Here is a 16,384-nt window from a genome sequence, read left to right as displayed (position 1 = left end):
GCCACCTTCCGGCCCTGGGTGTGTCGGAGGTGGATGCTCCACTTCCTTCACCACCGACCAGCCACGTGTGTGCGTCTTTGACCCTCTGTGTGCGGAGCCCCGCTCTCGCGGCGGACCAAGCCGCAAGGCGCGCGTCGGCCCCGCACGTCAGGCGGTCGCCCGGCCTTGGGGCCGGGGGCGCGGGGTGCCGATGCCGTGCAGATACGTGTCGACCACCATGTCGGCAGCCTTCCCGGGGCTCAGGTGTGCCTGCCGGTGCGATGCCAGGTTCACCAGCTCGGGCAACAGTGGCCCCGTCCATCCCTGCGGCTGGTCCCGACGCAGCAGGCCCCCGCCGGAGGCCCGCCGCAGGAAAGCCTCGACCTCGGCGACAGAGACGTCCCGGCGCCGGCGGATGGCGTCGTCGGTGAGCATGCGGGTGAGGTCGACGGGCCAGGTGCGGTTGACGGTGATGATGTTCTCGACGTAGCGGTGCAGGGCGACGGCGACGGGTGCTTCTTGCAGTCGTGCGTCCTGGATGGCGTGCTCGATGGCCGTGAGGCGGGATTCGTAGATGGCCGCGAGGAGTTCTTCGCGGGAGGCGAAGCGGCGGTAGACGGTGCGTCGGTCCACTCCTGCCTCGGCGGCGATGCTCACGATGCTCGTGCCGGGGTCGGCGGCGAGCATGCGTGCTCCGGTGGTCAGGACGGCTTCCAGGTTGCGCGCTGCGTCAGCTCTCATTCATTAAAAGTACCTCTTGTGTGGAGGAACGTAGTGCTGTAGCCCCTCTCGTGTGAACCTAGTGAAGAGAAGTGCTACAGTAAAGTGGCAGTTGGGTGAGACGCCCGAACGAACTGAACCGAAATCCGCGAAAACCGCGAAAGCACCGGAAGAGAGAAAACACATGATCACCTACGACCGGCTTTTCATCGGGGGTTCCTGGCTCGAGCCGAGCAACCCGGAGCTGCTCGACATCGCCTCGCCGCACGACCAGTCGGTGGTCGGTCGCGCCGCGCAGGCGCAGCCGGCGGACATCGACGGAGCGGTTGCCGTGGCACGGGCGTCCTTCGAAGCGGGCGAGTGGCGTCTGACCCCGCCGGCGGAGCGGATCGCGGTTCTGCGGCGGTTCAACGCACTGCGCGAGGAGAACGCGGAGAAGGTCGCGCACCTGATCTCGCTGGAGAACGGTTCGGCCGGATGGTTCACCCGTGCCGGACAGCCCGGGCTGACCCGGCAGGCGAACGCCTACCTGAAGGCGGCGGAGGAGTTCGGCTGGGAGGAGACGCTCGTGCCCTCCGACCCCGCGTCCCTGGTGCGCAGCGTGGTGCGCCGCGAGGCGGTCGGTGTCGTGGCCGCGGTGATTCCATGGAACTCGCCCTTCTCCTCGGCCACCGCAAAGATCATCCCCGCCCTGCTCGCCGGTAACTCCGTGGTCCTCAAGGTGTCCCCGGAGAACTCCCTCAGCATGGGTTTCCTGGCCGAGCTGCTGGAGCAGTTGGGCCTGCCCGAGGGTGTGATCAGCGTCCTGCCCGCGGACCGGGAGACCAGTGAGTACCTGGTGTCGCACAAGGAGGTCGACAAGATCGCCTTCACCGGCTCGACGAGGGCTGGTCGCCGCATCGCCGCGATCGCCGGCGAGCAGCTCAAGCGGGTCAGCCTGGAGCTGGGCGGCAAGTCCGCCGCGATCATCCTCCCCGACGCCGACATCGAGAAGGCCGTCGCGGGAGTGAAGTTCGGCTCCCTGCTCAACAACGGCGAGTCGTGCATCGCCCAGACCCGGATCCTGGCCCCGCGCAGCCGGTACGAAGAGGTCGTGGCCGCGCTGAAGGAACTGGTGGAGTCGCTGAAGGTCGGTGACCCGGGCGACCCCGGCACCTTCATCGGCCCGATGATCCGCCCCGATCAGCAGGAGCGGGTACGCAACTACATCCAGCTCGGCATCGAGGAGGGCGCCCGCCTGGTCACCGGTGGCCCGCAGATCCCGGAGGGTCTGGAGAAGGGCAACTACGTCACGCCCACCGTGTTCGCCGACGTCGACAACTCCATGCGGATCGCGCAGGAGGAGATCTTCGGCCCGGTCCTGGTCGTCATCGCCTACGACGACGAGGACGACGCCGTCCGCATCGCCAACGACTCCGAGTACGGCCTCTCCGGCGGCGTCTGGTCCTCCGACGAGGGACACGCCCTGACGGTCGCCCGCCGTGTGCGCACCGGCACCATCACGGTCAACGGCGCCTCCCTCGCCTTCGACGGTCCGTTCGGCGGCTTCAAGGCCAGCGGCATCGGCCGCGAGTACGGCGCGGTCGGCCTCGGCACCTACACCGAGTACAAGACCATCACCGTCTGACCCCGCCGTACGGTATGGAACACAGCAGTACGACACGCGACGAACCGCCGACGGCGGCAGATGGCCCGACCACCTGCCGCCGTCGGCGGTTTCCTGTGTCTGTGCACTCCGCTCAGAGCACCGCGTTGTCGGCGGCCCCCGGGAAGTCCGTGCTGAACGCCAACTCCTCACCGGCCACGAAGTCGGCCCTCAGCTGGTCCAGCTTGACGCCGATGCGCCGCTGGGCGTCGCTGCCCAGGACGACCCAGTGGGGCAACTTCGGGCCAGTGACGGCCTGGTAGATCGCCTCGGCGGCCCGCTCCGGGTCACCAGGGAACATCTCCGGCGTGAGGTTGCTCATCATGGTGCGAAAGGCGCCGGCCGTGGCGGCGTAGTCCTCGATGGCCTCGCCGGACGCCCGGGTCCGGTTCTCGATGCCGGTGCGGAAGGAACCCGGCTGGATGATCATCGCGTGCAGGCCGATGGGCTCGATCTCCTGCCACAGGGCCTCGGTGAAGCCCTCCAGCGCGAACTTGCTGGCGGAGTAGTAGCCGTTGGCGGGCAGGCTGGCCAGGCCGTCCATGGAGGAGACGTTGACGATGGCGCCGCTGCGCTGGCCGCGCATCCCGGGCAGCACCGCGCGGGTGAGGGCGACCGCTCCGAAGAAGTTGACCTCGAACAGCCTGCGGTAGTCGCTCTCCTCCTGCTCCTCCAGGGCGCCGACGAAGTCGATGGCGGCGTTGTTGACGAGGAAGTCGATGCGGCCGAAGCGTTCCACGGCGGCACGCACCGCGGCCTCGCGGTCCGCGGGCTCGGTGACGTCGAGCTTGACCGCCAGCGCGGTCTCCGGGTAGCGCGCGGCCAGTTCGGTGGTGGCCTGCGTCGAGCTGGCCGTCGCCACCACCTGATCGCCGTGGGCCAGGACGTGTTCGGCGAGGGCCTTGCCCAGTCCACTGGAGGCGCCGGTGATGAGCCAGGTCTTGCGAGACATGGAGTGATCTCCTTCGGATCGAGCGAGAGGGGGAGTGGAAGTGTGTAAAAGGGGAGCGGAAGGGGGTGTCGCCCGGCCGCGTGCCTAAGCCGGGAAGTCCGCGGCGCCGCTGGCCTCGGCCCACTTCCTCGTCTCCGCGGCGCGCGCCTCGCCCGCCTCCAGGGCCATGGTCACGGCCTGGGCGCCGAGCAGGAGCCGACGCGGCGGGTCGGCGTGGTGGGCGACGTCGATGAGGACCTTGGCCGCGCGGGCCGGGTCACCGGGCTGCGAGCCGTTGTTCTCCGCCCGGTACGTGTTCATGGCGCCGACGGTCTCCTCGTAGTCGGCACCCACGGCGTGCAGCTCCATCGACGAGCCCTGCCAGTCCGTCCGAAAGGCACCCGGCTCGACGATGACGACCCTGATACCGAAGGGGGCGACCTCGTTGGCCAGCACCTCGGAGAAGCCCTCCACGGCGAACTTCGCACTCTGGTAGGCACCCATGCCCGGGGTGCCGCCCACTCGTCCGCCGAGCGAGGAGAACTGCAGGAACGTCCCCGAGCGCTGCCCGCGCAGCACCGGAAGGGCGGCCCGGGTGACGTTGACGACCCCGAAGAAGTTTGCTTCGAACTGGGCGCGGAAGTCGTCCTCCGCCATCTCCTCGATGGGGGCGCTGTTGGCGTACCCGGCGTTGTTCACGACCACGTCCAGACGCCCGAAGGCGGCGAGGGCCGTCTGGACCGCGTCCCGGGCCGCGGCGGTGTCGGTGACGTCCAGGGCCACCGCCCGCACCTGGTCGCCGTAGCGGGAGACCAGGTCCGTGAGCTGTTCCGGACGACGCGCGGTCGCCACGAGCTGGTCGCCGGCCTCCAGAACCGAATCCGCCAAGGCGCGCCCGAACCCCCGGGACGCGCCGGTGATCAACCATGTGCTGGTCATGTGTGTCCTCTGTCAGTTCTTGGCTTGAATGGGTGTAACAGGACATTCCTCAGTCTTGTCGCGTGCCCCGCGACAGACGACCGTCGTTTGACTGCCGTTCGTTCCGCCCCGATTGGCGTCACTATCCGCCGGTGTACGTCATCGGAGGCATGCACCATCGACCGACAGCGATCAGGGACCTGCGTCGCCCAATACGCCCTGGGCGCCTGGCCGGAGCTGCAGGACATCGCCGAGACCGTGCTCGTGTCCGCGTCCCCGGTGAGTTCCTCCGTCACCGGCCAGACGCTGAGCCTCGACGGAGGCCGGATGGCGACGCTGGTGCCCTGATCAGAAGGCGGCCCCGCCCTCGACGGTCTCGCCCTCGACGTCCGCCTCCTTCGCCCGCCAACGCCTGCCCCGAAAAGGCGATCGCTCCGAGGAACGTCGGCAGGAAGGAGTTCATGGACACCGGCCACGCGCCGATCCCCGCGTAGACGACCACGCCGAGGTTGGACCAGACGCACACGAAGAGGAACCTGCCCGGCCGTACCCGCGTCGTGCCCGTCGGTACGGCGCTCGCCTCCGCCAACACAGGCGCCGACACAGGGCGAGGGCGATCGGGCCGTGGCGCTGCGCCCCCGCCATGGCGCCGACGATGCTCTCCGTGTCCTCAGCATCCGCTGGACGCATGAGTGTCGCTTGGGAAGCGATCAACTCTCCGACGAGATGGCGCAACTCCTCGAGACGCCGGGGCCGTTGAGCATCGTCCAGGCCGGCGAAACCGTACTCCGGCAGAAGACCGCTTCCTACGACCGGCAACGACGACGACATGCCGCAGCGTCTGATCGTCAGGATGCGAGAGACCATGGAGCAGATCAGCGATGCTGCGGGGCTGGCCGCACCTCAGGTTGGCATTCCGCTCCGGCTCGCGGTACTGGCGACGCCCGCGGAGTTGTCCGCTCTGTTGATCGAGCGCGGGCAGCAACCCGTGCCGCTCACCGTGTTGGTCAACGCTTCCTACAGGGCTGTGGGCCGACAGCGGACGCCGGGCTTCGAAGGTTGCCTGAGCGTGGCCGGCCGGCAGGCCGTGGTGACGCGTTCCGACCGAATCAGGCTGACACGAGAGAACGGGACGGAACAGCTCCTCGTGGAAGAACATGGCCGGTTCGGGACGCGGCTCGTGCAGTACGAGGTCGACCACCCCCACGGGACGCTCTACCTCGACGGCGCCAAGCTGCGGTCCCTGTCCACGACGGAGCAGGCGAAGGAGAGGTGGGGCGCCGCCGGACTGGCGGCGACCGCCGAGCAATGGGGCTTCCAGCTGCCGTAACGGGCTGTCGCTGTAAGGCGGTTACCCGTGGTCGTCGCACAGCCGGCCGCGCCGGGCGGTCTGCCGGGCGAGCTGCATGTATGTCCCGGCCCCGGGACGTTCCATCAGAGTCTGGATGCGGCGCCGGACGGTCCTGCGGCCGAGGCCCGTCTGTGAGGCGATCGCCTTGCCAGTGACTCCCGCGACCAGCAGGCCCGTCGACTCTTCGGCCCAGGGGTCCGGTTGCGAATCACCGCCTTGACTGGTGACAGGATTGGCTGCCATGATTGCGTCACCGCCTCAACCGGTGACACGGAAACTGTCCTGGTCGGCAGGCGACTGAAGACCTTTCGATCCAGATGGGGAGCACCAGTCATGGCAGTCACCTACACCGCCGTCGTCGACGTCAACGGAGAAGGCCGGAACGGCGGTCACGTCCGCTCCTCCGACGGTCTGCTGGAGACCAGCCTCGCCCTCCCCAAGGAGCTGGGCGGCGCCGGTACCGCGACCAACCCCGAGCAGCTCCTGGCCGCTGGCTGGGCCGCCTGCTTCCTCGGCGCCCTCCGCCGCGCGGCTACCTCTCGCAAGATCCGGCTCACCAGCACCGCCATCACCACCGAGATCACCCTCACCCACGGCGACGACGGCGAGTTCTCCCTCTCCGCGGTTCTCAACCCCGTACTCGGCGGTGTCGACCAGGCCACCGCCGAGGAGCTCGCGCACGCCGCCCACCAGATCTGCCCGTACTCCAAGGCCACGCGCGACAACGTCCCGGTCACCATCAACGCCAGCGCCGCCGCCTGATCCGTCCCTCCCCTCGACCGCGGGTCCCGTGCTCCCCCTGCACGGGACCCGCCACCCCCAGCCGTACCCACACCGCCGACCGAAGAGCGAGGGCAGGACATGGCTTTCCTGACGCACACACACGTATGGACCGCCCAGCATTGCCGTTCGGAACCCGACCGTGTCTCCCGCGAGCAGCTGTCGCAAGGCGCGGCAAGCTCCGAGGACCGTGACTGGCCGACGGACACGCAGGTCTGGAACTGGGCGGAGAGTGCCGTGCTGTCCGGGTATGGACCGGCGGCTTCGGGCGTCCTCTGACGGGCGGGCTGGCGGGACGGCGCGGGCGGAGACAAGGTGACCGGCCCGGCACTGGACCGTGCCGGACCGGTCACCTCGTCACGAAAGGAACGTCAGTGGTGACGTGAGAGAACAACCTCGACGGCGGTGGCCATCGCGCTCTCACCCGTGGCGTTGGGGTGCACCGGCGCAGCCGGCGTCTCGGGGGCGAAGGTCTCGATCCACCACTCACCGGTCGGCTGGCACAGGTCGTGCCCCACGGTCGGCATGTACGTGTTCACATACGACGCCCCGCCGTGCCGCGCACACCTGATTGTGGGCGGAGCGCCCACCATGCACACGTATCTGGACCACGTCAGGTGCTGTGCCTTGGGCAACGAATCGGTCAATGCCGTCGAAGAGCCGGATGGCTTAAGGGCCCGTGGCCGGCGCCCGGCCGGAACACACCGTCAGGTGACTGAGGCGACACGTATCGATCGCGGCCGACACTCCATACCCGAACCATCGAAAGCGAGAACACAACCATGGACATGAAGCTCGAAGTCGTCATCCTGCCCGTCTCCGACGTGGACCGCGCCAAAGGCTTCTACGTGGAGCAGCTCGGCTGGCGCCTCGACGCCGACTTCCCGATCAACGACGGCTACCGGATCGTGCAGGTGACCCCGCCCGGCTCCGAGTGCTCGATCATCTTCGGGACGGGCCTCACCCAGCAGGAGCCCGGCACGCTCCACGGCCTCCAGCTGACCGTCACCGACATCGTCAAGGCCCAGGAGGAGCTGACCTCCCGCGGTGTGGAGGTCTCCGGCCCGTTCCGCGACGAGACCGGCGCTTTCCACCGCGCCGGCGGCTCCCACCGGGTGCCCGGCCTGCACCCCGAGCGGGCCAGTTACGGCACCTTCGCCGCCTTCACGGACCTCGACGGCAACGAGTGGTTCCTCCAAGAGGTCACCGAGCGCGCCCCCGGTCGCTGAGAGCCGGTCCCGGCGCGGCTGACCTCCCCCACGTCACGCCGGGACCGCCACCCCACCACGGACCACGACACCCATCCGACCGACAGCCATCCACCGGAGGACACATGACGACCGAGAACATCCGCACGTACGACGTCATAGTGATCGGCGCAGGTCCGGTCGGCGAGAACGTCGCGGACCGCACCACCGCCGCGGGCCTGAGCACCGTCATCGTCGAGAGCGAACTGGCCGGCGGAGAGTGCTCCTACTGGGCCTGCGAACCCAGCAAGGCCCTGCTGCGCCCCGTCCTGCTCCGCGCCGACGCCCTGCACGTCCCGGGTTTCGACCCTGCCGTCAAGGGCCCGCTGGACGTCGAGGCCGTCCTGGCACACCGCAATCGCATGTCCGCCGACTGGCAGGACGACGGCCAGGTCGAGTGGATCAAGTCGGTCGGCATCGACCTGCTGCGCGGGCACGGACGCCTGACGGGGGAGCGCGAGGTGTCCGTGGAGACCCGCGACGGCGACACCGTTCGCCTGCGGGCTCGGCATGCCGTCGCCGTGTGCACCGGTAGCCGTGCGGCCCTGCCCCCGCTGCCCGGGATCGAGAACCTGCGGCCCTGGACCAGCCGGGAGGCGACCAGCGCTCAGCAGCCGCCGCAGCGCCTCGTGATCGTCGGCGCCGGTGTGGTGGGCGTCGAGATGGCCACCGCCTGGCAGGCTCTGGGCAGCCGGGTGACCCTGCTCGCCCGGGAGGACGGGCTGCTGCCGCGGATGGAGCCCTTCGCGGGTGAGCTGGTCACCGAGCGCCTGCGCGAGGCCGGTGCGGACGTGCGCTTCAACATCTCCGTCGTCGGCGCGGAGCGGGTGGGCAACGGCGAGGGCGAGGTCCGCGTCATCCTGTCGGACGGCGGTGAGACCACCGCCGACGAGATCCTCTTCGCCACCGGCAGGGCCCCGCGCTCGGAGGACATCGGGCTCGTCACCGTGGGACTGAAGCCGGGGGACTGGCTCGCCACCGACGGCAGCCTGACCGTCACCGCCGTCCCCGGGAACTGGCTGTACGCGGTCGGCGATGTCAACCGCCGGGCCCTCTTCACCCACCAGGGCAAGTACCAGGCCCGCATCGCCGGTGCCGTGATCGCCCGCCGGGCCCGGGGCGAGGAACTCGACACCGGCCGTTGGGCTCCCCACAGCAGCACGGCCGATGTCGAGGCCGTCCCTGGCGTCGTCTTCACCGACCCCGAGGTCGCCTCCGTGGGCCTGACCGTCCGTGAGGCCGAGCGCACCGGCCGGGCCGTCGAGGTCGTGGACTACGACATCGGTCACCTCGCGGGGGCCGTCCAGTACCGCCCCGACTACCAGGGCCGGGCGCGGATCCTCATCGACCGGGACCGTCAGGTCGTCGTCGGCGCCACCTTCGTCGGACCTGGCGTCGCCGAGCTGCTGTACTCGGCCACCGTCGCCATCACCGGGGAGGTGCCGGTCGAGCGTCTCTGGCACGCCGTACCCGCCTTCCCCACCATCAGCGAGGTGTGGCTGCGCCTGCTGGAGACGAGGAGGGACTCATGACCACCGCACGCGATCTGGTGCTCGTCGCCCTGGGCATGCCGGCCGACCGGCCCGTGGCGCAGGGCGACCTGTCTCTCGCGCTCGCGGGGGCCGAGGCGATCGATCTTCTGGAGAGTGGGGCGCTGAGCCTGGACGGCGATCGCATGGTGCCCGGCACGCGGGTGGCGACGGGTGACGCGCTGCTGGAGCAGGCGGAGGCCTCGCTCATCCGGCGGGAGCCGTACGAGACGGTCGACGGCTGGCTGTGGCGCCGTGGCAGCGACCTCGCCGCGGTCTACGTCGATGGCGTGGAGCGGGCCGGGCTCGTCGCCCACCCACGGGGCCAGGGGTTCAGGCTGCGGTTCGGACGGACCGTGCCGGCCGACTCGCAGGCACGCCGCAGTGCGGAGGAACGCGAGCCCGTCCTCGCCGCCCTGCTGGCAGCTGTGGGGGTCGGGGAGGTCCCGTCGGAGGCCCGCGAGAATCTCATCGGGGACGCGGTCACGACGGTGCTGGCCGCCGTCCGCGACGCGGTGACGCGGCTGGAGGCCCTACGACTGCGGAGGGACATCGAGAACGCCGCGTTCGACAACGTGTGGCGAGGATAGGGCCGGTACCTTCAGCGGGCGCGCCAACGGGTGTGAGCCCGCCGAGGACACGGGGTCGGCTTTTGGCTCTCTCGTCGGCACATGGAGGACTCCGTCCAGAACGCAGACGATCCCGCAGATCGGTCGGCCGGACATGGCGACAATCGCGGGTGAACCTTTCCCCCCGGACGTTCGTGAAGGTAGGGGGAACAGAGGAGGCCCCGTCGGCCCTGTCGTGAGGAGAAGGCGCGTTCGTGAAGATCGGTATCGGGTTTCCCCACCAGACGACGGTTCGCGGATGCGGTTCTGTGAGGAGAAATCCTTGGGACACCGTCCTCGGATTCCCCACCCGTCCCGCGTGGCGGCTGTGTCGCAATGCGGTGTATGCCGGTGTACGGCTGCGGACCGGCGTCCGCGGGACGAGCGTAGGTGTCAGTCGGAGCCGGGCTTCACCAAGGTGTACATGACGGAACGCTGCTGCTTGTGACGCCTGATATGGCCCTTGGCGACCAGAGATTCGAGGGTGTTCCGCACTACCTGCGGTGTGGGGTTGCGGTCCGGGTGCTTCTCCAGCAGTTCGTCCCGCAGCTCCTTTGCCAGGCGCGGCTCGTCGTACTTGCCGAGCAGGTCCGCCAGGAGCTCACCGAGCAGAGGCCGGCGCGACTTCCCCTTCGCGCCGGCCTTCGCCGTCTTGTCGGCCGCAGGGGTCCTGACCGCCGCCGGACGCCGTGAAGCGGCTTTGGCGGGGGCCTTTTTCGCCTTTGCGACGACGGGCTCGTCCTGCAACTGCTCGGGCAGACGGGACGCGTCCGCGAAGCCCTCGTACCGCTCGGCGAGGGTGAGGATGTCCGCCAGGAGGGCCTCCTCCTGCTTCAACACCGTGATCCTCTCCGCCAGCTCCTGCTGTCGCCGGCGGTTTTCCTCCAAGTCCGATGCGGCTTGTGCTACGTACCGCGATCGGAGCGTGGCGGCTGATCGGCTGGTCACAACCGTTCACTCCCTCGATATGAATGACGTTTGCGCATGGTACCCACGCCGGGGGTCCCGTGCGGATAAGTGTCAACGCCAGATGGCTCGTCAGGCATGCCCACTCTTCACGATAGGCGCTGATGTGCCTGCGCATGTAGGAAGTGTGGCTCCTCTGCGGCCTCCCGAGTCCGACGACGTCACTCGCGCGAGGTTCCCTCCGGGCATACTGCCCGGTAGGTGTGTCGCCGAGCCGGACCATGTTGCGCCGTCCGGGGGACGAGCGCGAGTGTCGTCCGCCCCGCGGATCCGGGCCGTCAACTGGCTGCGTGCTCGCGGGCCGTCAGGGCTGCCTCCTTGACCGACCCGTGGTGCACGGGCCCGTGGCCGGGCAGGAGGAGACCAGCGTCCAGGGTCTCGATCACGGCCAGGGAGTCGAGAGCCCGGTCACGGTCGGTGTGGAACATGTCGAGCAGCAGCTGGGGTCCGCTGATCCGCGACGTGGGATGTGCGGTCACCAGTGCGTCGCCCGTGACCAGGATGCCGCTCCCGGGCAGATGGCAGGCGCAGTGGCCGTTGGCGTGTCTTCTGATCCTCTCGTTGCGGTCGGACCTCGGAGGATCCGGCACACAAACCTACCCGAGCAAAGGTCATACGTGTGATGCGAGGCGGCGTGTGTGCAGGGAAACCGGGGGCATGCCGTCACACCGAGGGTCGACCGGAGCCGCTCACCGCATCGCCCGCACGGTACCGAGAATTGAGTAGCGCACTGTCGCGTCCATCTCGCGGCCGGGCCTCGCCCTTCTCATGTGGTGCTGTTGGTCGCCCGTCGGGTCTGTCGTCACCGCGCCAGTGGGGACCGTAGCCGTCGCCTCCCCCGAGGGGCTTGCTGCCAAGACCGCGAAGTGTAGCCACGTCACGTGACATGTTTCCGCAGCCGAGGAGGGGGTCCGGGGCGGCTGCCATGCACGTTCGGCATGTGCGAGGAGGGGTCAAACATGTCGAGGACCTCACTGGACGAAGTGGGAGGCGACCGCAGCCACCGAGCCATGTATCTCTGAGGCACCTTGGTGTGCTGAACCTTTTGGCCCGTCGGTCCGTTCTCAAGATGGAAGGCTCTGCTGCCGGACGCACGGGCGGCGGAGCCGTGACGGGACGTTTCGAGTTTAGCCACGTCCTCGTGGTCCGTTCCCGTCCCCGCACTGGCGGCCGGAGTCCCCCATCGGGCCGCCAGTGCGCACACATCGTGAACCCCTGTCGTCGCCCCGTCCGTTCATACAGTGAGCGGCCCTTGGAGACGGATCCTCCAGGACAGCGGCGGTTTCAGGCCTTCATGCCAAGGGCCTGTTCCGGTACGGCCCGCTCCCGCATGCCTGCGGCGGGAGCGAGCCGTACATGTGTCGTCAGGAGGGCGCGCGCAGCACCCCCCGCCCGTGCGCTGGGCCCGGGGGGTGCTGATGAACAAGTTCTGCAAGACGCTCAAGGACCTGGCCGCCGACGGAGCCCCGTGTTCGCCGGGGCAGTGTCGCCCAGGTCGGTGGGTCAGCGCGCGGTCACGGCGGGCGCGGTCTTCTTGCGTGCGCGGTAGGCGGCGGCCTTGATCTTGTTGCCGCAGGACTCCATGCCGCACCACTGGCGCCGCATGCCCCGGGAACGGTCGATGTAGACCCGAGTGCACTCGGGGTTGCCGCACTCCTTCATCAGGGGAACGTCCGGCCCGCTGAGTAGTTCGACGGCCTGCCGGGCGACGGTCGCCAGGGCCTGCTCGGGGGTCGCGTCGGTGTGCCGGCCCGTCAGGGTGAGCTGTGGTGTCACGGGGGTCTTGCGTGCGGCGGCGTTGACCACGCCGAGCGCTTCCCGGTCGAACTCCTCGCCGAGGCGGCGGTTCGTGACGAGCCGGTAAATGGCCTCGCGCACGGTGATCGCCGTCCGGACGTCGGCGTCCTCGCCGGGAGTGATCGTGTCCACCAGCCCGGACTCCAGGTACCAGGCATTCAGTCGCTCCGGCGTCACGAACATCTCGAACCGGGTCGAGCGTCGGGCCCGGAGCGTGGCCGCGAAGTCGAGGGTCGGGTGCCCGCAAACGAATACATGGTCAAGGTTCACATCACCATTCTGACAGGTGACTCCTGTCGGACGCAAGAACCGTCACCGCTCCAGGCGGTACTTCCTCGCGGCAGGGCGATCGAGACCGTACGGCATCGCGCTCGGTCCGCACGGTCAGGACCGTGTACGAGGGCGTGTCAGGCCCCGGGCCGGGTCGGCGCCGCCTCCTCCCGACGGGTCGTGTCCCGGTCCCGGTTCCAGACGAAGCTCGCGGCCCTGCCACCGTCGGCGCAGCCAGCGGTCGTGGCTGGCGACCACGATCGCGCCCGGGCCGGTGCCCAGTGCGGCCTCCAGTTCGTCGCACAGACGCGGGGAGAGGTGGTTGGTGGGCTCGTCGAGCAACAGCAGCTGCGGCGGACGGGCCACCAGCAGTGCCAGCGCCAGCCGTCGGCGCTGGCCCACGGACAGTTGTCCGACCGGTTTGTCCAGGTCCGTTTCGTGCATCAGGCCGAGGGAGCCAAGCGGCACCTTCTCGGCCCTCTCCGGGCCCAGTGACAACTCGTAGGTGTCGCGGACCGTACGGTCGGGCCGCTCGAACTCGGTGTCCTGGGTGAGCAGTCCCACCGTCAGTTTGCGCCGCCTGTGTACCTCGCCCTCGGCCGGGAGGTGTCCGGCGAGCACGGCGAGCAGCGTGGACTTGCCCGCCCCGTTGCCACCCGTGATCAGCAGCCGGTCGGTCGCCGACACCTCCAGGCCGTCAAGCGCGAGTCGGCCGGGCACCCGCACGTCGTGCAGGGACACCAGGGGCCGCGGCCCCTCCTCGGTACGCGCGGCCAGTTCCCCGGCCGCGAACCGCAGCGGGCGCGGTGGCTCGGCGACCTTGGTGCGTTCCAGTTCCTCCAGCCGCCGGGTGGCGTTGCGGACCCGGCGGGAGATCTGGTTCTGCACCCGGCCCGCCCGGTGGCCGTACCCCATCTTCTCGTTGTCGGTGCGGCCCCGGTCCGGGGCCACCCGGTGCGCGGTCACACCCGCCGACTGGCGCAGCTCCTCCAGTTCCTTCCGTTCCTCGGCATACCGCCGCTCCCAGCGCTCCCGCTCGGCGCGCTTCTGGGACAGGTAGGTGCTGTAGTTGCCGCCGTAGCGGACCGGGCCGTCCACGGCCGGGTCGAGGTCGATCAGGTCGGTGCAGACGGCGTCGAGGAACGCCCGGTCGTGGCTGGCGACCAGCACCGTCCCGGGCAAGCCGCGGATATGTTCCTCCAGGAAGGCGGCGGCGCTGTCGTCGAGGTGGTTGGTCGGCTCGTCCAGCAGCAGCGCCGGCGGCCGCCGGACGAGCAGCGCGGTCACGGCCAGCCGGCCGCGCTGCCCGCCGGAGAGCGAACCGAGCGTGCGGTCTTGCCCGAACCCGCCGAGGCCCAGGCCGTCCAGCACCAGGGCGGCGCGGCGGTCGGCGTCCCAGGACTCCCGGTCCTGGGCCTGCTCGAGCCGCTTGCCATAGGCATCGAGGAGTTCCTGGTGGCCGGGGTCGTCCTCCGGGACACGGGCGAGTTCCGCGCCGAGCCGGTCCAGCTCGGCGAGGTCCTCGCGGGCCTCGCGCAGCGCCTCGTCCAGCACCGCGGCGATGGTGGAGCCGGCGTCGTACGGCATCTCCTGGTGGAGATAGCCGAGGTCGGCGGGGCGGGTGACGCTTCCCGAGTCGGGTGCGTCGACGCCGGCGAGCACCCGCAGCAGGGTGGACTTGCCGACGCCGTTCTCCCCGATCAGGCCGATGCGGTGACCGGGGGAGGCGGCCAGGGAGACGCCGTCGAGGACGCGGCGGCCGCCCAGGGAGCGGACGAGGTCGTGGGCGAGCAGAGCGGGCTGGGGCACAGGAAACCGTCCAACGTGATCGGTGGTCGGCCCGCCGGGCGCGGGGCCTCGGACGCGGGCCACTTCACACGTCGGCGGCTCACACCGCGGGGGCTCCTGTTTCCTTGAGCGTGCCGTCGGCCAGCCGCAGCCAGCGGTTCACCCCGATCTCGGCGAGGAACCGCTCGTCGTGGCTGACCACCATGAAGGCGCCCTGGTAGGAGTTGAGCGCGCTCTCCAGCTGGCCCGCGCTGACCAGGTCGAGATTGTTGGTGGGCTCGTCGAGCAGAAGCAGATGGGGGGCCGGCTCCGCGCACAGTACGCAGGCCAGGGTGGCGCGCAGCCGTTCGCCGCCGGAGAGCACCCCGACCGGCAGGTGCGCCCGCGTGCCCCGGAAGAGGAAGCGGGCGAGCAAATTCATCCGCTCCGCCTCGTGCCGCTCCGGGGCGGACGCGGCGAAGTTCTCCGCCACGGTGCGGTCCAGGTCCAGTAGGTCCAGGCGCTGAGAGAGGTAGGCGATACGGCCGTCGTTGCGCTTGATCTCCCCACTGTCCGGGGCGAGTTCGCCGGTGATCAGACGCATCAGGGTGGTCTTTCCGGCGCCGTTGGGCCCGGTCAGCGCGATGCGCTCGGGGCCGCGGACGGTCAGGTCCACGCCGCCCGCGGCGAACACGGCCTTGTCTCCGAGGTGGACCTGCATCCCCTCGCCGAGGAAGAGGTTGCGCCCGGCGGGCACCTGGGTGTCGGGCAGCTCCAGGGTGAGGCGCTGCTCGTCACGCAGGGCGCGTCCGGCCTCGTCGAGGCGGGCCTTGGCCTCGGTGATGCGGGACGCGTGCATCTGCCCGGCCCGGCCGGCGGACTCCTGGGCGCCCCGCTTCATGTTGCCGGCGAAGATCTTGGGCAGCCCGGCGTTCTTGAGGTTGCGGGCGGCGTTGCTCTGGCGGCGCTCGGCGCGTTCGCGGGCCTGCTGCATCTCCCGCTTCTCCCGCTTCAGCTCCTGCTCGGCGTTGCGGACGTTCTTCTCGGCGACCTCCTGCTCGGCGCGTACGGCCTCTTCGTACTCGGTGAAGTTGCCGCCGTAGAAGCGCAGTTCGTCGCTGCCGAGTTCGGCGACGCGTTCCATGCGGTCGAGCAGCGCGCGGTCGTGGCTGACCAGGAGCAGACAGCCGTTGAAGTCCGTCAGCACGTCGTAGAGCTTGTGCCGGGCCTCCAGGTCGAGGTTATTGGTGGGTTCGTCGAGCAGGAGTACGTCGGGGCGCTTGAGCAGTTGGGCGGCGAGGCCGAGCGAGACGACCTGGCCGCCGCTGAGCGTGCTGAGGCAGCGGTCCAGGGCGAGGTCGGCGAGGCCCAGGCGGTCGAGCTGGGCGCGGGTGCGCTCCTCGATGTCCCAGTCGTCGCCGATGGTGGTGAAGTGCTCCTCGCTGACGTCGCCGGACTCGACGGCGTCCAGGGCCCGGATCACCGAGGCGACGCCGAGCACCTCGGCAACGGTGAGGTTGCCGGTCAGGGGGAGGCTCTGCGGGAGGTAGCCCCATGTTCCGTTGACCGACATCGAGCCGGTGGCGGGCTTGAGTTCTCCGGCGATCAGCTTGAGCAGCGTGCTCTTGCCGGAGCCGTTGGGGGCGACCAGGCCCGTGCGGCCGGGGTTCACGGTGAAGGACAGGTCGTGGAAGACCGGGGTGTCGTCGGGCCAGGCGAAGGACAGGCTCGAGCAGACGATGGACGCGTCGGACATGGAAGTGACCTCGAACAGCTTGAGGGCAGAGATCAGAGCTCTGCCCTGGGCAGACGTGGGAAAGGGGTACGACGAGACGGACCACGTCGGCGGCGCTCCTGAGCACCGGCCGGTGGTCGT

At 69.8% G+C, this 16,384-nt stretch carries 14 protein-coding genes and 2 pseudogenes; 6 read left to right on the top strand and 10 right to left on the bottom strand.

What is annotated here, in order from left to right; genetic code table 11:
• Positions 1–147: 147 nt before the first annotated feature.
• Positions 148–666 carry a TetR/AcrR family transcriptional regulator gene (locus ACIBK0_RS15260; RefSeq protein ID WP_399079865.1) on the bottom strand — a complete coding sequence of 173 codons (519 nt, stop codon included), beginning with the start codon at positions 664–666 and terminating at the stop codon, positions 148–150.
• Positions 667–883: 217 nt separating this feature from the next.
• On the opposite strand from ACIBK0_RS15260, the gene ACIBK0_RS15255 reads away from it, so the two are divergent.
• Positions 884–2,326 carry an aldehyde dehydrogenase gene (locus ACIBK0_RS15255; RefSeq protein ID WP_399079662.1) on the top strand — a complete coding sequence of 481 codons (1,443 nt, stop codon included), beginning with the start codon at positions 884–886 and terminating at the stop codon, positions 2,324–2,326.
• A 112-nt stretch (positions 2,327–2,438) separates the two neighbouring features.
• Here ACIBK0_RS15255 and ACIBK0_RS15250 read toward each other — a convergent pair whose 3' ends face one another.
• Both ACIBK0_RS15250 and ACIBK0_RS15245 read right to left on the bottom strand, forming a co-directional pair.
• Complete coding sequence (locus tag ACIBK0_RS15250; protein WP_399079659.1) at positions 2,439–3,296, bottom strand: SDR family NAD(P)-dependent oxidoreductase; 858 nt, start codon at positions 3,294–3,296, stop codon at positions 2,439–2,441.
• Positions 3,297–3,380: 84 nt separating this feature from the next.
• Positions 3,381–4,214 carry an oxidoreductase gene (locus ACIBK0_RS15245; RefSeq protein WP_399079657.1) on the bottom strand — a complete coding sequence of 278 codons (834 nt, stop codon included), beginning with the start codon at positions 4,212–4,214 and terminating at the stop codon, positions 3,381–3,383.
• An 808-nt stretch (positions 4,215–5,022) separates the two neighbouring features.
• Between ACIBK0_RS15245 and ACIBK0_RS15240 the strand changes: the two genes are divergently transcribed.
• Positions 5,023–5,523: a peptide deformylase gene (locus ACIBK0_RS15240; protein WP_399079655.1), complete on the top strand. Its 501-nt coding sequence runs from the start codon at positions 5,023–5,025 to the stop codon at positions 5,521–5,523.
• Positions 5,524–5,544: 21 nt separating this feature from the next.
• Here the strand turns inward: ACIBK0_RS15240 and ACIBK0_RS15235 are convergent, their stop codons facing one another.
• The gene (locus ACIBK0_RS15235) at positions 5,545–5,787 is read right to left on the bottom strand and encodes a helix-turn-helix transcriptional regulator (RefSeq protein ID WP_399079653.1); all 243 of its coding nucleotides are present in this window, start codon (positions 5,785–5,787) and stop codon (positions 5,545–5,547) included.
• A 90-nt stretch (positions 5,788–5,877) separates the two neighbouring features.
• Here ACIBK0_RS15235 and ACIBK0_RS15230 point away from each other — a divergent pair, with 90 nt between their 5' ends.
• Positions 5,878–6,306: an organic hydroperoxide resistance protein gene (locus ACIBK0_RS15230; protein WP_399079651.1), complete on the top strand. Its 429-nt coding sequence runs from the start codon at positions 5,878–5,880 to the stop codon at positions 6,304–6,306.
• 389 nt (positions 6,307–6,695) lie between these two features.
• Here the strand turns inward: ACIBK0_RS15230 and ACIBK0_RS15225 are convergent.
• A pseudogene (locus ACIBK0_RS15225) lies at positions 6,696–6,887 on the bottom strand (SGNH/GDSL hydrolase family protein); the annotation flags it as partial.
• Between the two features lie 219 nt (positions 6,888–7,106).
• On the opposite strand from ACIBK0_RS15225, the gene ACIBK0_RS15220 reads away from it, so the two are divergent.
• The 3 genes from ACIBK0_RS15220 (at position 7,107) to ACIBK0_RS15210 (ending at position 9,690) form a co-directional block, all read left to right on the top strand.
• A complete protein-coding gene (locus ACIBK0_RS15220) occupies positions 7,107–7,553 on the top strand; it encodes a VOC family protein (RefSeq protein WP_399079649.1) in 447 nt (148 codons plus the stop codon).
• A 104-nt stretch (positions 7,554–7,657) separates the two neighbouring features.
• Entirely contained in the window at positions 7,658–9,103 is a 1,446-nt protein-coding gene (locus ACIBK0_RS15215) for a dihydrolipoyl dehydrogenase family protein (protein ID WP_399079647.1), read from the top strand.
• Entirely contained in the window at positions 9,100–9,690 is a 591-nt protein-coding gene (locus ACIBK0_RS15210) for a GPP34 family phosphoprotein (protein WP_399079644.1), read from the top strand. The genes ACIBK0_RS15215 and ACIBK0_RS15210 overlap by 4 nt, the downstream gene beginning before the upstream one ends.
• 411 nt (positions 9,691–10,101) lie before the next feature.
• Here the strand turns inward: ACIBK0_RS15210 and ACIBK0_RS15205 are convergent, their stop codons facing one another.
• The 5 genes and pseudogenes from ACIBK0_RS15205 to abc-f form a co-directional block, all read right to left on the bottom strand.
• A complete protein-coding gene (locus ACIBK0_RS15205) occupies positions 10,102–10,656 on the bottom strand; it encodes a hypothetical protein (RefSeq protein ID WP_399079642.1) in 555 nt (184 codons plus the stop codon).
• A 296-nt stretch (positions 10,657–10,952) separates the two neighbouring features.
• Positions 10,953–11,219, bottom strand: a pseudogene (locus ACIBK0_RS15200) (MBL fold metallo-hydrolase); the annotation flags it as partial.
• 958 nt (positions 11,220–12,177) lie between these two features.
• Positions 12,178–12,741, bottom strand: coding sequence for a CGNR zinc finger domain-containing protein (locus ACIBK0_RS15195; protein WP_399079640.1), 564 nt, complete (start codon positions 12,739–12,741; stop codon positions 12,178–12,180).
• Positions 12,742–12,855: 114 nt separating this feature from the next.
• Entirely contained in the window at positions 12,856–14,550 is a 1,695-nt protein-coding gene (locus ACIBK0_RS15190) for an ABC-F family ATP-binding cassette domain-containing protein (protein ID WP_399079637.1), read from the bottom strand.
• Between the two features lie 79 nt (positions 14,551–14,629).
• Positions 14,630–16,264 carry a ribosomal protection-like ABC-F family protein gene (abc-f, locus tag ACIBK0_RS15185; protein ID WP_399079635.1) on the bottom strand — a complete coding sequence of 545 codons (1,635 nt, stop codon included), beginning with the start codon at positions 16,262–16,264 and terminating at the stop codon, positions 14,630–14,632.
• Positions 16,265–16,384 lie beyond the last annotated feature (120 nt).

The organism is Streptomyces sp. NPDC050564, assembly GCF_044457265.1.
Taxonomy (GTDB): domain Bacteria; phylum Actinomycetota; class Actinomycetes; order Streptomycetales; family Streptomycetaceae; genus Streptomyces.
This window is presented reverse-complemented; position numbering and strand designations above follow the sequence as displayed.

Coding starts and splice junctions, on each gene's coding strand:
- ACIBK0_RS15235 (WP_399079653.1), bottom strand. CDS start 5,787: ATGGCAGCCAATCCTGTCACCAGTCAAGGCGGTGATTCGCAACCGGAC.
- ACIBK0_RS15240 (WP_399079655.1), top strand. CDS start 5,023: ATGCCGCAGCGTCTGATCGTCAGGATGCGAGAGACCATGGAGCAGATC.
- ACIBK0_RS15230 (WP_399079651.1), top strand. CDS start 5,878: ATGGCAGTCACCTACACCGCCGTCGTCGACGTCAACGGAGAAGGCCGG.
- ACIBK0_RS15260 (WP_399079865.1), bottom strand. CDS start 666: ATGCTCGCCGCCGACCCCGGCACGAGCATCGTGAGCATCGCCGCCGAG.
- ACIBK0_RS15250 (WP_399079659.1), bottom strand. CDS start 3,296: ATGTCTCGCAAGACCTGGCTCATCACCGGCGCCTCCAGTGGACTGGGC.
- ACIBK0_RS15245 (WP_399079657.1), bottom strand. CDS start 4,214: ATGACCAGCACATGGTTGATCACCGGCGCGTCCCGGGGGTTCGGGCGC.
- abc-f (WP_399079635.1), bottom strand. CDS start 16,264: ATGTCCGACGCGTCCATCGTCTGCTCGAGCCTGTCCTTCGCCTGGCCC.
- ACIBK0_RS15220 (WP_399079649.1), top strand. CDS start 7,107: ATGGACATGAAGCTCGAAGTCGTCATCCTGCCCGTCTCCGACGTGGAC.
- ACIBK0_RS15210 (WP_399079644.1), top strand. CDS start 9,100: ATGACCACCGCACGCGATCTGGTGCTCGTCGCCCTGGGCATGCCGGCC.
- ACIBK0_RS15215 (WP_399079647.1), top strand. CDS start 7,658: ATGACGACCGAGAACATCCGCACGTACGACGTCATAGTGATCGGCGCA.
- ACIBK0_RS15255 (WP_399079662.1), top strand. CDS start 884: ATGATCACCTACGACCGGCTTTTCATCGGGGGTTCCTGGCTCGAGCCG.